Annotated in this window: 13 protein-coding genes; 6 read left to right on the top strand and 7 right to left on the bottom strand. The window is 41.7% G+C overall.

The features are described from left to right. The first annotated feature begins 122 nt into the window (after window positions 1-122). Window positions 123-3,017: a valine--tRNA ligase gene (locus tag F897_RS06955; RefSeq protein ID WP_005234532.1), complete on the top strand. Its 2,895-nt coding sequence runs from the start codon at window positions 123-125 to the stop codon at window positions 3,015-3,017. Between the two features lie 41 nt (window positions 3,018-3,058). Here the strand turns inward: F897_RS06955 and F897_RS06950 are convergent, their stop codons facing one another. The 4 genes from F897_RS06950 to F897_RS06935 form a co-directional block, all read right to left on the bottom strand. Continuing rightward, window positions 3,059-4,249 (bottom strand): hypothetical protein, encoded by a 1,191-nt coding sequence (locus tag F897_RS06950; RefSeq protein WP_005234524.1) that lies wholly within the window; start codon window positions 4,247-4,249, stop codon window positions 3,059-3,061. A 412-nt stretch (window positions 4,250-4,661) separates the two neighbouring features. Beyond that, a complete protein-coding gene (locus F897_RS06945) occupies window positions 4,662-5,024 on the bottom strand; it encodes an endonuclease domain-containing protein (RefSeq protein ID WP_034580853.1) in 363 nt (120 codons plus the stop codon). Between the two features lie 193 nt (window positions 5,025-5,217). Beyond that, complete coding sequence (locus F897_RS06940; RefSeq protein ID WP_034581129.1) at window positions 5,218-6,261, bottom strand: hypothetical protein; 1,044 nt, start codon at window positions 6,259-6,261, stop codon at window positions 5,218-5,220. Window positions 6,262-6,404: 143 nt separating this feature from the next. Then, on the bottom strand, window positions 6,405-7,091 hold the full coding sequence (locus F897_RS06935) for a carbonic anhydrase (RefSeq protein WP_034580851.1): 687 nt from the start codon (window positions 7,089-7,091) through the stop codon (window positions 6,405-6,407). 478 nt (window positions 7,092-7,569) lie between these two features. Between F897_RS06935 and F897_RS06930 the strand changes: the two genes are divergently transcribed. Continuing rightward, window positions 7,570-8,247 (top strand): DUF421 domain-containing protein, encoded by a 678-nt coding sequence (locus F897_RS06930; RefSeq protein WP_005234520.1) that lies wholly within the window; start codon window positions 7,570-7,572, stop codon window positions 8,245-8,247. On the opposite strand, the gene F897_RS06925 is transcribed toward F897_RS06930, so the two are convergent. The 3 genes from F897_RS06925 to F897_RS06915 form a co-directional block, all read right to left on the bottom strand. Further along, window positions 8,244-8,945 carry an HAD family hydrolase gene (locus tag F897_RS06925; protein ID WP_005234518.1) on the bottom strand — a complete coding sequence of 234 codons (702 nt, stop codon included), beginning with the start codon at window positions 8,943-8,945 and terminating at the stop codon, window positions 8,244-8,246. The two genes, F897_RS06930 and F897_RS06925, sit on opposite strands and share 4 nt — an antisense overlap. Before the next feature lie 135 nt (window positions 8,946-9,080). Further along, window positions 9,081-10,208: a porin gene (locus tag F897_RS06920; RefSeq protein WP_005234516.1), complete on the bottom strand. Its 1,128-nt coding sequence runs from the start codon at window positions 10,206-10,208 to the stop codon at window positions 9,081-9,083. Window positions 10,209-10,344: 136 nt separating this feature from the next. Beyond that, window positions 10,345-11,586 carry an MFS transporter gene (locus tag F897_RS06915; RefSeq protein ID WP_005234514.1) on the bottom strand — a complete coding sequence of 414 codons (1,242 nt, stop codon included), beginning with the start codon at window positions 11,584-11,586 and terminating at the stop codon, window positions 10,345-10,347. Window positions 11,587-11,719: 133 nt separating this feature from the next. Here F897_RS06915 and F897_RS06910 point away from each other — a divergent pair, with 133 nt between their 5' ends. The 4 genes from F897_RS06910 to F897_RS06895 all read left to right on the top strand — a co-directional run bounded on the left by F897_RS06910 (window position 11,720) and on the right by F897_RS06895 (window position 14,771). Next, the gene (locus tag F897_RS06910) at window positions 11,720-12,349 is read left to right on the top strand and encodes a 1-acyl-sn-glycerol-3-phosphate acyltransferase (RefSeq protein ID WP_005234511.1); all 630 of its coding nucleotides are present in this window, start codon (window positions 11,720-11,722) and stop codon (window positions 12,347-12,349) included. A 65-nt stretch (window positions 12,350-12,414) separates the two neighbouring features. After that, window positions 12,415-13,332 carry a patatin-like phospholipase family protein gene (locus F897_RS06905; RefSeq protein ID WP_005234509.1) on the top strand — a complete coding sequence of 306 codons (918 nt, stop codon included), beginning with the start codon at window positions 12,415-12,417 and terminating at the stop codon, window positions 13,330-13,332. Window positions 13,333-13,433: 101 nt separating this feature from the next. Next, the gene (locus F897_RS06900) at window positions 13,434-13,916 is read left to right on the top strand and encodes an NfeD family protein (protein WP_004783073.1); all 483 of its coding nucleotides are present in this window, start codon (window positions 13,434-13,436) and stop codon (window positions 13,914-13,916) included. Window positions 13,917-13,919: 3 nt separating this feature from the next. Beyond that, window positions 13,920-14,771 (top strand): SPFH domain-containing protein, encoded by an 852-nt coding sequence (locus tag F897_RS06895; RefSeq protein ID WP_005234507.1) that lies wholly within the window; start codon window positions 13,920-13,922, stop codon window positions 14,769-14,771. The last annotated feature ends 33 nt before the right edge of the window (window positions 14,772-14,804 follow it).

Here is a 14,804-nt window from a genome sequence, read left to right as displayed (position 1 = left end):
CATACGTTGAGTTCAGGCAACTGCCAATTGGCGAAAGTTTGCTTTTGGTTAAGCTGCCGCATGGCTTGATTTTTTTGCTACAATAGATGCAATTTTTTATCCACTTTTGATCTGTTTAGACTATGACTGATTCAGCGCAAAATATTGCTACGACCTACGATCCGACCGAGATCGAGAAAAAATGGTACCAAACCTGGGAAGAGCGCGGTTACTTCAAGCCGTCTCAAAAAGGTGAATCATTCTGTATCATGATTCCGCCGCCAAACGTCACTGGTAGCTTGCACATGGGTCATGGTTTTAACAATGCCATCATGGATGCCTTGACTCGTTATAATCGTATGTCAGGCAAAAATACCTTATGGCAGCCAGGTACTGACCATGCGGGTATTGCAACCCAGATGGTTGTTGAGCGTCAGTTAGGTGCTCAAGGCGTAAGCCGTCATGATCTGGGCCGTGAAAAGTTCATCGAAAAAGTTTGGGAATGGAAAGAACAGTCTGGCGGTAACATTACCCGTCAAATCCGTCGTCTGGGATCTTCAGTAGACTGGTCACGTGAACGCTTTACCATGGATGAAGGTTTATCCAATGCCGTTAAAGAAGTGTTCGTGAAACTGCATGAAGAAGGCCTGATTTACCGCGGTAAACGTCTGGTGAACTGGGATCCTAAATTGCAAACTGCCCTGTCCGACCTTGAGGTAGAATCTGATAAAGAAGAACAAAGCTCATTGTGGCACTTCAAATATTTCTTTGAAGATAAATCGCTTCGCACTCAAGATGGCAAAGACCATATTGTCGTTGCCACCACTCGTCCAGAAACATTACTTGGTGATACTGCGGTTGCGGTCAACCCTGAAGATGAGCGTTATGCACATCTTGTCGGCAAAAATATTGTATTGCCAATTACTGGCCGTACAGTTGCCATCGTTGCTGACGAATATGTTGAAAAAGAATTCGGTACAGGCTGTGTGAAAATTACGCCTGCGCACGACTTCAATGACTATGAAGTGGGTAAACGCTGTGGTCTGGCACTGATCAACATCTTCAACAAAAATGCCGAAGTTCTGGCTGAGTTTGAATATATCGAAAAAGCGGGCGAGCAGATTTCTAAAACCATTCCTGCTCCTGCAGACTACATCGGTTTAGAGCGTTTTGAAGCGCGTAAAAAGCTGGTAGCTCAAGCTGAAGCTGAAGGCTGGTTAGATCAAATCCAACCTTACACCCTGAAACCACCTCGCGGGGACCGTTCAGGCGTGATCGTTGAGCCATTACTGACTGACCAATGGTATGTGAAAATCGCGCCACTGGCGAAACCAGCGATTGAAGCGGTTCAAGACGGTCGCATCAAATTCGTTCCTGAACAGTACAGCAATATGTACATGGCGTGGATGAACAACATCCAAGACTGGTGTATCTCGCGTCAATTGTGGTGGGGTCACCGTATCCCTGCTTGGTACGATGCTGAAGGCAACGTATATGTTGGTCGTGACGAAGCTGAAGTTCGTGCGAAAAACAACATCCCTGCCGATGTTCAATTGAAACAGGATGAAGATGTACTGGATACCTGGTTCTCTTCAGGTCTTTGGACATTCTCAACTTTAGGTTGGACTGGCGATGAAGCAAAAGACAAAGAAAACTACTTCTTAAATACATTCCACCCAACAGATGTATTGGTGACAGGTTTTGACATCATCTTCTTCTGGGTTGCACGTATGATCATGCTGACCATGTACTTCATGAAAAATGAAGATGGCACACCACAAGTACCATTCAAAACTGTGTATGTACACGGTCTGGTACGTGATGGCGAAGGTCAGAAGATGTCTAAGTCTAAGGGTAACGTACTTGACCCATTAGACCTGATTGACGGTGTTGATCTGGAAACCTTGGTACAAAAACGTACTTTCGGTCTGATGAATCCAAAACAGGCTGCGAAGATTGAGAAATCTACCCGTAAAGAATTCCCTGAAGGTATTCAGGCTTATGGTACTGACGCAGTTCGTTTCACATTCTGTGCACTTGCCAACACTGGCCGTGACATCAAGTTCGACATGAAACGTGTTGAAGGTTACCGTAACTTCGCCAACAAAATCTGGAACGGTACACGTTTCGTGATGATGAACGTGGAAGGTCAAACCGTTGGTCAAACTGCACGTCCTGATCTGTGGGAATTGCCTGAACAATGGATCGTAAGCCGTCTGCAAAAAGCAGAACAAGCGGTTCAGCAAGCATTCGCGACTTACCGTCTTGATCTTGCTGCTCAAGCGATCTACGAATTTATCTGGAATGAATACTGTGACTGGTATGTCGAGCTGACCAAACCGGTTCTGAATGATGAAAGCGTATCTGAAGAGCGTAAAGCTGAAGTTCGTCGCGTATTATTGGCTGTGATGGAAGCGTCTTTACGTCTTGCTCACCCAATCATGCCGTATCTGACTGAAGAAATCTGGCAAACGCTTGCTCCTAAACTGGGGATCTCTGGCGAGACTATCATGCTGGCTCAGTACCCTGTTGCAGATGAAGCGAAGATCAACGAACAGGCTGAAGCAGACATGCAATGGCTACAAGGTTTGATCGGTGCTGTACGTAACATCCGTGGTGAGATGGGCTTAGGTAATGCTCGTTTGTTGCCTGTTCTTCTTCAAAACACGACTGATGCGGAAAAAGCACAGATCACACGCATCGAAGCGTTATTTAAAGCATTGGCGAAAGTTGAAAGCATCACTTTCCTAGCTGATGGCGAACAACCACCGTTGTCTTCTTCTTCTGTTGTTGGTCACGTATCTGTATTCGTTCCAATGAAAGGTCTGATTGACCCGAAAGCGGAATTGGGACGCCTACAAAAAGACTTAGACAAGGTTCAAAAGCAGCATGACCAAATTGCAACTAAACTTGCAAATGAAGGTTTTGTGGCAAAAGCCCCTGCTGCTGTGGTTGAAGGCGAGAAAGTAAAACTTGCTGAGTTTGCTGATCAGTTAGCGAAGATTAAAGCGAATATGGAGCAAATTGCGGCGCTTTAATGTGTTGTTAGTTTGATCTAATTTGTAGTATAAAGGGCTGATTATTCAGCCCTTTCTTTTTTAGCTAACGGGACTCTCATATCTACCAAATAAGGAGGAAATAGTATTCCAACACGTTTATTTTTTTCATTAAATCCTAATCTAGCAGTACTTAAAAGATGTTCAATTTGCGGTCTAATTTTTACATCTAATTTACTCAAAATATAGTTTATAAAATTTTTCACAACTTCGTATTCATCATAAATAGACGCTATATTCATCGTTCGAATTGAAACACCTATACTCTTTTCCCAAAAATCTTCATATTCCTCAAAAATAGGCATTTTATTATCAAAATATACGCTGCCAAATGCTTGTTTATTAACAATTACATTCCCATGAAGTAAATCATTCCTTTCATTCATCAAAGTATGAAACCTTTTACACTCCTCTGTTGTATAATCAACATTAGATGAAAATCCATTACAATTTAAATGCAATGATTGAACTCTAATATCTATAGGCTGTCTAAGAGTAGTTTGATAGAGTCTGTCATTTGATTTAATTTCAGGCTTAGCTAATATAAATAATAAGAAATTTACAAAAGATTCTGCCATAACAGGCAACATAGCTCTTAAACCAAAGACTTGCCCAACTGCAAAATCATATTTTTGAAGTGTTTGTGTCCATTTTTCTTTAACTTCCTCAAACTCCAATTGATTTTGAGTGATCTTTAAATCTATACGATCTTGCTCTAAGTTTAAATTCAGCTCATTTAACTTTATAAAACTTTGTTCAATCGTAGACTTAATACGATAATACGGATTAATAAATTCAGTCCATTTTTCCAATGACTTTTTAGTTATAGATATACCTTGTCCATAATTTTTAAAATCTCCTTTGATTTGGCTAATGAAGTCGAACTTATTTAGTCCTAACTCGATAACTTCACCACTAACATGTATTTCTGTTCTGAAATTATGTCCTTGAATATGAACTAGTCCTTTAGGGGAATCTAACATCCAATCCCAATGAATTAAATTATCTGAATCATCATTTTTTAATATTGTTAAAATTCCATTGGGATCACCATATTTTGCTGATAAATAGCAAAATAAATCAATTGGTTTGATCTCATTTGTGATTTCCCAAATTTCGCCTTTTTTTGAACTATCATTTAATTTTCTTTTATCTAATAATTCTACAATGTCTAAAGGATTAAATTCTTGTAATTCCAAGAAAAAATTTTCCATTTAATTATCCAAATAACATAACTCCTTGTGATAATACATTTTTCTATTATTTATCAAAAGGCTAGACCGTCACTTAAAGATAATTTTTTTCATAGTTCAAACCCTCACCCCAGCCCTCTCCCATAGGGAGAGGGAGCGTTATTTGATTTAATTCTTGTATGAATTTCACAATGGATTCCCCTCTCCTTTTAGGAGAGGGTTAGGGAGAGGTGCTTTTATTTTAGAAACCCTCTTCCCCGCCTTCTCCCATAGGGAGAGGGAGCGTCATTTGATTTAATGCCTACATGGATTTCAAAATGGAGTTCCCTCTCCTTTTAGGAGAGGGTTAGGGAGAGGTGCTTTTAAATTTCTTTCATTATAAATTCTACCCTCACCCTAGCCCTCTCCCTGAGGGAAAAGGAGCCTTCATTACTCATCCTTTTTTCAGTTGTGAACACACCTGCCATAAGTCTTCTAAAACCACATCCGTCCTCCCCAACACATCATGATTCCAATAGCGCACGACCGTTAAACCTAAAGCCTCTAAAAACTTAGTCCGTTCAACATCATATTCTTTTGCATCATCCGTTCCATGCTGACCGCCATCTGACTCAACAACCAAACTAATTTCATGACAGTAAAAATCTACAATATAAGGTGTAATCACATGTTGACGACGGAATTTCAGATTCATAAAACGTTTGGCACGAAGCAGTTGCCACATGAGGTGTTCTGCATCGGTGGCGGTGTGGCGCATGGATTTTGCGAATTCTAATAATTGGGGTTCTATTTTCATTTTATTTCTTCTTAATATAATTCTTATTATATGATACATAATGGAATTCCCTCTCCTCTTAGGAGATGAGCAGCACTGCTGCGCAAGGGAGAGGTTTGCTTTAATTCACTACACATATTCCACAAATCCTCCAACACCACATCCGTCCGCTCTCCTCCTAGGAGAGGGTTAGGGAGAGGTAATTCTAATTAAGTTAAAGCATCCCATGCCTTAAAAATATCTCTAATCCACTCACCTTTTTAATATACATCAGGCGTTCTTTTTCTACTTTAATCTGCTGCTTTATAGTAGAAGTATCTTCATCAATTTGCTTATACAGATCAGCAATTTGAACTTTTCCCTTTGCTTTTTTTACTGCAATTCTGGTTTTCGATGACCAGACCAATCTATGGAGCAAGGTATCAATCTGTTCTTGTAATTTCTGGCTTTGTGCATCCAAAGCCAGTTGATATAGCTTGACTTGCTCTGCACTTAAACTCTTTTGCGAAGGATCTCGATCTTGCTCAATCTGAAGCTGCATTTTTAGTAAGGCAAACAAATCCTGTTCTGCATAGGCCTCATTGGCACGTTGCAACAATTCTGTCTTTTTAATCTTTTTTACATCATTCGCTTCACGGTCAGGGTGAATCGCCGCAGCAATCTTTAAATATACCGATTTCACTGACTGCTCTGCCATCGCCGCTGCCTGCTCCTGTTTTTCCTGCTGGCGTTTTAGTTTGGCCTGCTCGCGGATTTGCTGAAAATGATCAGAAGCCCATTCTTCAAATCTCTCAGCATCTGCCGGATCTGGGACATTTTCATTCTCAAAGAATCTTTCTAGTTCATTAGTCTTTTTTTGGCTTTTTCTGAATTGAGCATGTTCGGCACGTTGCTGATAATAAGTGAAAATTTCATTCACCTTATTGATTTCTTGCGCTGACATTGCCTGAGAATCTTGCAGATAATCTGCCAGGTATTGAATCTTCTCATCCAGCACTATCAACTCGGTCTTGGTGAAATCTGTTTCCTGTAAATGCGTCCAGAGCTGTTCAAGCTGCTCAAACAGAACACCATGCAATTCATGATAGACCGGCATGAAAGTTTTATGCGTATATTGCTGTAGGTCTTCTTCAGCCTGTTGCCATTTTTTTAACTCCAACTTCTGCTGTTCGATTTTATCAATCAAACGATCCAGCTTCTTCTGCTGTGGCGAAAGCGCTGTGAATGGTTGGATCATGGTTTTTAAGTCAAAGAGCATGGCAGCAGAAAGACCCAAGGAAATCTTATCTATATTAATTCTTTCAGCTTTCGCCACAAAGTTCTTTTCACCTTAGGCTATTGAAATTTGTATCAGAATTAAAAAAAGCAGAACTAAGTCTGCTTTTTTCACGCGGCTCTTTATTATTCCAGTACAACACGGCCATTTAAAGACTGCACTGGACGGTTATTTGGATGGCCCATTAACTTGGAAAATTCTGAAATCTGTGTCGCAGAGGCCTGCTGGATTTCTTTCAGAATTAACCAGCGCACACCTTCAGAACATGGTGGTGTGGTCAGCGAACCACTAAAGCGGTAATAATCCAGATTCTTAGGCAACATCTCATTTACAGGTTGCGGTTTCTTCAAGACGACTTTTTCACCTTGCTTTTTCGGCAAGCGATTCCACATACGTTTAAGCATCGGATTTTCTGTACCCTGCTCAAACATCATCGCCACTACAGCAAGTTCCCCTTGAGCATTGGCATGGACAAAATGAATCTCTAGAGGATAGCTCTTGCCCTTAATCAGGTTCTCACTTGGGCTATGCAGATGAAACTGTTTCAGCACAAAAGTTTCACCATCCAGCTGCAATTCTCCGCCTTGAGCAAAGTCTACCTGAACGGTATGACCTTTATTTTCGATTGCGTGAATCATGGTGTTATAGCTAAACTTGAGCGGTTCCAATTCAGCTTTGACTGTTCGCTCAATATTGATCGGTGACTGGTTCAGTCCATTACAGGCTGAATATTTCTGGTTTAGAGTCGACCATTGTTCAGGCTGAGTATAGTTCCAGTCTGCATCTGCAAATACTGCTGTACTTAAGCCCATAACCGTTAAAAGCGTGAATATCTTTTTCACAATACATCCTTTCTTGGAAGTCAAAATCAATTTTTTTAATTTAAAAAACAGATTTTTAGCTTGATCTAATCGCTATATTTTTCAGGGCACAACATACAGAAATTTATAAGTATCAAGTTATTTGATTACAAATCATTAAATAGTTCTCATTATTCCAAGGAAATTGCTCAGATTTTATCTTGATATATTTCAGCAGGATATTATTTATGCTGATTAAAAGTCACACAGAGTAAAATGTGAACTGGTTCAAATTTAATCTATTGAATAATCAATCAATATTTACATGAAATATCTATCTTATTTTCTCAAAATCGCTATATCTTTTACTTATAGCGATCACATTTAAAAAACATAATTTATTTTTATTCAAAAACTTACACAATTACAGCAGCAAACTAACAGTCGAGATTGCTAGACTCGGAACAAAGAGTGATCTGGAATAATAACAATGGACTGGGCCACCATATTTATAAATGATACGACCTGGGAATTTGCCACAGAGATTTTGCTGCGCTGTGTAGTGATGTACGCGATGATTATCCTGTTTCTGCGGCTGACAGGTAAACGTGGGGTACGACAACTTTCGATCTTTGAAGTCACCATCATTCTTGCCTTGGGTTCCATTGCCGGCGATCCGATGTTTACAGAAGATCTTCCCCTGATCCAGGCGGCGTTGATCATGTCGGTGATCATTTTCCTGTATCGTCTGACCACCTGGCTCATGATGAAATTTCAATGGTTTGAAGACCTGCTCGAAGGCAAACCGATTCATATTGTGGAAGATGGTTTACTGGTCATTGATGAAATTAAAAAAGGCAAAATGTCTCATGATGAATTCTTTGCTGAGATGCGTCAGCAAGGCATTGAACATTTGGGTCAGGTGCGCTTAGGTTTACTGGAAACTGACGGTAAATTCAGTATTCTATATTTCCATCCAGATGATGTTCGGCATGGGCTCCCGCTTTTCCCTAAATCCTGCCGCATAGTCAAAGAAGTTAAGCCAGAAGAGCTTTATGCCTGTATCTATTGCGGTCAAGTCCAGCATTTAGAAGAAGCAGCACAGACTTGTCCGCGCTGTCGCTCTCACCAATGGGCAAAAGCCATGAATAGCCATCGGATTACTTAGAGCTGCTTAAGCCGTTGCAAATGATCAAAGATTTCTGGTAGTTGCTGAATCTTGTATTGAATATAATCGGCATCCGGATGAAAACCTTGCATCCACAAAGCATGCATACCTGCGGCTGTTGCACCTTGAACATCATTAACAGGATGATCGCCAATATATAGACACTTCTCTGGCTGCACGCCTAAACGCTCTGCGGTAATCTGGAAAATTTCCGGTTGCGGTTTATTAAAGCCGACCAATCCTGAACTGACAATCTCATCAAAATAATCTGCAATACCTAAACCGCGAATGGTATTTAATCGGGTATCATGTCCGCCATTGGACACAATCGCCAAGCGATAACCTTCAGTTTTAAGCTGTTTTAATACTTGCCCTGCTTGCGGCATCTCTACGGCGAAACGTCCAAACTGGCTAAACCAGAACTGCGCTAGCTCCTTTAGATCTGGTGGAGTTAACCAAGATAATTCCTGCAATAATGCATATGCAGCTGAAGCGCCAATACTGCCATGAGTCAGCAATTCCTTTTTCGGATAACCGCCATTGTCTACGCGTCGCACAATCTCAATAATTTTCTCAAGTTCAACCTGTGCTAGTGCCGAAGCATAATATTCTGCCAGATAACGGCTATAGGCCTGTGTCGTCAGGTCACGGTGCGTCAAGGTATTGTCGAGATCGAATAGAACAGCTTGAATGGTCATAATTTAAAAAGGAATAGAAGGTTTTCTGTCATGGTAACAGCTGGGAACTTTCAGGGTTAGACCTAAAATTGCTAAGTTTTGTTGTTTCAGGCATAAAAAAAGCGATGCCGAAGCACCGCTTTTTTTGCTCTAAAATTAGAACTTGTATTCGACGCCTGTACCAACCACTGGTTGTTTAGTTTCTAATGAACCTTGTTCAAGTGTTAGATAACCTGCATAGCCATAAGCTTTGACTTGTTTAGAGAAAGCATAGTCTGCACCAACAATAATTTGTTGTGCTTCATAATCAGCTTTAGCAGTAGTAAATTCAGTCGTGTTCTGGCTATATTGACCTTTTACTGTCCAGTTTTTTGCATTTGGCAGGTTGTATTCTGCACCAATTAACCAGCCTTGTGCATCATCAATAGATGCAGCTGCAGCATCATTACCTGCAACACCTTCAACTTCTGAAGTTTGGTATAAAGCACGTAGAGACAGACCACCATCAAGGTTTACACGACCAATCGCACGAATAGTGTTCGCTGCAGCAAATGCACTACCTGCTACCCCACCTGTTACTTCCGGAGCAGAAGCATTTACAAAACCACGACCTGCAAAGTTTGATGGAATCGCTTTGTCATAACCAAGACCTAAAACTACAGGTTTGCTGTCATAGACTACAGATGCTGACCATGCATCGCCTAAACCACGGCCTGCAACTTTAGAACCACCATTGGATTTAGATACACCACTCGCTTCACCAGTTGCTAATAGTGCAGTCGCTTTAAGTTTACCTTCACCTACCGCAAGAGCTGGAGCTTCATAAACTACAACGTTATCAATACGGTTTTCACCAGTAAAAATACCTGCGACATCGGCTTTATTATCAATATAGTTATTAAAAGTATCTACAACCGCAGAAAGCTGTTTTACAGGCGTATCAATTTTACCTACTTTTAAAGCACCCAGTTTTTCATCTTTTAAACCAACAAAGATATTACGCGGTACAAAAGTATCATTACCCTCGCCACCCTGACCATCATCTGTATAGAAGGTTAATTCAGCTTGATAAAGTGCGCTTAAACGGTCAGTCAGTTTTTCATCACCTTTAATACCGATGAATGAATTATTGCTATTTAATTCTACAACGTCACGGTTCTTACCTACATTGTCTTCAGGTAGGTAATCTGCAGTTACGTCAATTTCACCATAGAAAGTTGGTGCTGCAAATGTAGTCCCCGCTAAAAGGCTGAGTGCGATTGCTGTTGCTAACTTAGTTTTCATTAAAAAATCCTTTAACTTATTTTGTTACAAATAATACACACGACGCCTATATTACAAAATTATTAAAAAAATATTTATATATTCTTTTTAATACTTTAGGTGGAGAGTCAATTAACTTACTTATTTATAAGAGATTTTAAATATTTTTCGCTACTTTCATCCATCGGAAAATAGGAATCAGGCAAAAAATCGCGATAATTACGATCAAATTTAGATAGTTTTGGTAACCTAAAGCATCCCCTAGTAGCCCGCTCAGGCTATAAAGTCCCCCGCTTATAGTTGCCATCAAGGCGACCTGAAAGGTGAAATCCGTCCCTGCCAGATGCTTGCGACTGTATTGCATCACCAAGGTCAGCATAACCACTAAGAGCATGGCCGATACCATATCTTCAGCAGCATTGATAAGATAAATGATCCAGTTTTCTACTTTGTTCTGGGCTTCATATCGTGCAGCCAGCCAAGCATAAGCGATTAGACTGAGTATTTTCAGAATAGAGAAAATCATTAAACTCCAACTGCGCGACCAGTATTTCAAACACCAGCCTGCTAGCCCTGCGCCAATCAACGCTGCAAAAGCGCCGAGCATGGTGACATAAATACCAATCTGACCAAAACTCAGTCCCAAATCGACCATCAAAGGTTTTAATAATGGCCCAGACAGACCATCCGCCACTTTAAAGGTTAGTAAAACCAGCAGCCATGTCGCCAAGGTAGAATCAGCTAAAAAATATTGAAAATAAGCTTTAATTCTAGTCCGAGCAGGTAATTTCTCAGGTGATGAAGAAATCATCTTTTGATGATCTGGTTCTTTAAACCATAACACCGGTAAAGTATTCAGAAAGACCAGAACTGCCAGCAGTAAAAAGGTCATCTGCCAATGCAAAAAGTCGAGTAACCACAGGATTGCCCCGCCTCCCACAATAAAGCCCAAGCGGGAACCAATCACCTGAAAGGTATTACCCCAGTGTTGCTGTTCATTTTTTAAAATATTGACTGCCAGTCCATCCGTGGCAATATCCTGAGTAGCACCAATCCCATTCATCACTAACAACGTGACAAAAAAGATCAGCAGGTACAGCGGCTGGTTTAAGGCTTGGATCGGCAAGAAGGACAGTCCAATCAGTACAGAGACGGAAAGCCATTGCAAAGGAATAATCCAGCTTCGATAATGACCTCTAGCTTTTGATCCATGGCGATCAACTAAAGGTGCCCAGAAGATTTTAATCGACCATGGCAGCATGAGCAGGCCAAAGCCACCAATATGTGCCAGAGATACGCCTTCAGCCCGCAGAATGACCGGTAAGGCATGGGTCATAAACCCGACCGGAAGCCCCTGTGCCCAATATAGGGAAAACAATAAAATATAAGTATTCCGCATATTCAACGCAGGCCCTTAAGGTAAAAATGCTAAAAGCATCCATCATCGCTATACATTTTGCCAATGATCCGGATTTTACAACAGTCTAATATGATCAAAAATAAAGAAAAATAAGTTTCAGGATGAGACATTGATGAGTACAACACGTTTCCCCAGACTCCCTCCATTGGTTCCCTCCCGCGGAGGTAAACTGAGCCAGACCCTGTTTAAACAGCTATTTTTGGCTCAGGGCTGGCAGCTTAAAGGCGAATTCCCTAACCTGCCTAAAGCAGTGGCAATTATTTCCCCGCATACCTCAAATATCGATGCCTGGTTAGGCTTTAATGCCCTGCTTGGTCTGGGTATTCAGATTACGATTTTTGGTAAAGACAGCCTGTTTCGTACTCCACTTAAACCCATTCTGGAATGGATCGGTGTAGTTCCTGTAGTACGCGATACACCGCAAGGTCACACCCGACAAATTGTTGATGTGATTAATAAGACAGATCGGATCTGGGTAGGTATGGCACCGGAAGGTTCTCGCAAGGCGCCAGAAAAAATCCGCAGCGGTTTTTATCATATTGCCAAGGCAGCCAATTTACCGATCGTGATGTTTTCCTTTGACTATGACATCAAGACCATTCATATCCTCGGTGTATATCACCTGACAGGTGATTATGAATATGATCTGGAACAGATCTATAAGCATTATGAAGGTAAATTTTCGGCCAAAAATCCGGATTGGGTCGCCAGGCCGTTACAAAAGCTTTTGAAAAAAGACTAGGCAAAACTGGCTTTTTTTGATGTGATAGCCTGAATTTTGTTGATTTAATCGCCAGTTTTTTTATAATGAAATTAGCCCGTTATGCTCTGATTGGCTGCTTGGGCTTAAGCCTTGCAGCATGTGATAAAGCTACTAAAACCCCAGCACCCTCTACTCCTCTTCAGGCTCGTGAACCTGTGGTAGCTATTGCTCTCGGTGGTGGCGGTGCCAAAGGCTTTGCCCATATCGGGGTACTTAAAGTCCTCGAATCGCATGGCATCAAACCGAAGATTGTTACTGGAACCAGTGCCGGGAGTTTCGTAGGCAGTCTATATGCCAGCGGCAAATCTCCCTTTCAGTTGCAGCAAATCGCCTTGAACTTTAAAGAATCCGATATTCGTGATTTAACCCTGAACCGCCAAGGAATTATTGCCGGACAGAAACTGCAGGATTTCGTCAATAAAAATGTGGCGAATAAACCAATTGAACAGTTCCCGATTCGCTTCGCGGCGGTGGCAACCCGCCTAGACAATGGCCGTAAAGCTGACTTTATCAAAGGCAATGCCGGACAAGCCGTGCGTGCCTCTTGCAGTATTCCAAATGTCTTTGTACCTGCTGTGATTGGCGGTACAAAATATGTCGATGGCGGTCTGGTTAGCCCGATTCCGGTAAAAACGGCCAAAGATATGGGAGCTGATATTGTTATTGCCGTAGATATTTCTGCACGTCCGGACAGCAATAAAGCGCTCAACATGTGGGGCGTACTGGATCAGACGATTAATATCATGGGTCAGCAAAGCATCAATGAAGAACTCAGTCAGGCCAATATTGTAATCCAGCCTAAAGTAGGCCATATCGGCACACTGGATTTAAAAGCCAGTAATGAAACCATTCTCGAAGGTGAAAAAGCTGCGCAATTAAAAATCCGTTCAATTGAAAAAGCCATCAGTGATTTTAGGCAATCTCCGGCTGCATTCAAGCCTGCACGACCGGCAAAATTTTAATCAGAACTTTTTTATATTCATCTGCTGCCGCATCTGCTACATTGGAATTAAATCATATAAAGATGATGATTAATTAAATACTTAGCACTATAGGTCACGATATGGAATTAGTTCTTGAACCTTGGCACTGGTTTGTATTGGGAATACTTCTTATTCTTTCAGAATTACTACTGCCCGCTTTTGCTGCCCTCTGGTTCGGGATTGGTGCCATTATGGTTGGCATTCTGTACTGGATGTTCCCGATGATGGGACTGACCACCCAGATCCTGACCTGGATCATCCTGTCTGTTCTTTGTACCTTGCTCTGGTTCAAGTTTATCAAGCCGCTTTCTATCGACAAGACCAAAGCCGGCCTGTCGCGCGAAGCCACTATTGGCCAAATTGGCATGGTGATCCAGACCGATCTTGAACAGGATCAGATCCGGGTCCGTTTTCCGCTGCCTGTTTTAGGCTCGGATGAATGGGATTGCCGCGCTCTGGATAAAGTTCAGGTTGGAGATCGTGTCCGTGTTGTCGATATTCTGGGAAATGACCTGGTTGTACAGCCCCACAGCACTCAATATCAAAACGAAAAAGGTGAATAAATTATGTCTGCTGGCACTATCATTGTTATTGCGTTCTTGGCCTTTGTTGCGATTACCATTTTTAAAGGTGTACGGATTGTTCCACAAGGCTATAAATGGATCGTGCAACGTCTAGGTAAATATCACACCACACTCAATCCTGGCCTGAATTTTGTCATTCCTTATGTAGATGAAGTGGCTTATAAAGTCACCACCAAAGATATTGTTCTGGATATTCCTTCGCAGGAAGTAATTACCCGTGATAACGCCGTCTTGCTGATGAATGCGGTAGCTTATATCAACCTGACAACTCCAGAAAAAGCGGTATACGGGATTGAGAACTACTCATGGGCAATTCAGAACCTGGTACAAACTTCGCTACGTTCAATCGTGGGTGAAATGGATCTGGATGATGCTTTATCTTCACGTGATCATATCAAGGCACGTTTAAAGTCCAGCATTTCTGATGATATTTCAGACTGGGGTATCACCTTAAAGACGGTTGAAATTCAGGACATTAAACCTTCTGTAACCATGCAGACTGCAATGGAAGAACAGGCAGCTGCAGAGCGTCAACGTCGTGCAACCGTGACTAAAGCGGATGGTGAAAAACAGGCCGCCATTCTGGAAGCTGATGGTCGTCTGGAAGCTTCACGTCGTGATGCAGAAGCACAAGTCGTACTGGCAGAATCTTCCCAACGTGCGATTGATATGGTGAGTCAGGCAATTGGCGACAAGGAAATTCCTGTGGCTTATCTGTTGGGTGAACAATATGTCAAAGCCATGCAGGATATGGCCAAGTCTCCAAATGCCAAGACTGTGGTCTTGCCTGCCGATGTGCTGAATACCATTCGCGGTGTGATGGGACGTCACTAAATTTCAGAGATACTTCACAATAGGCAGCCAATT

The organism is Acinetobacter variabilis, assembly GCF_000369625.1.
Lineage (GTDB): Bacteria > Pseudomonadota > Gammaproteobacteria > Pseudomonadales > Moraxellaceae > Acinetobacter > Acinetobacter variabilis.
The sequence above is the reverse complement of the archived record's forward strand: the minus strand, read 5'-3'. Positions and strand labels throughout refer to the sequence as shown.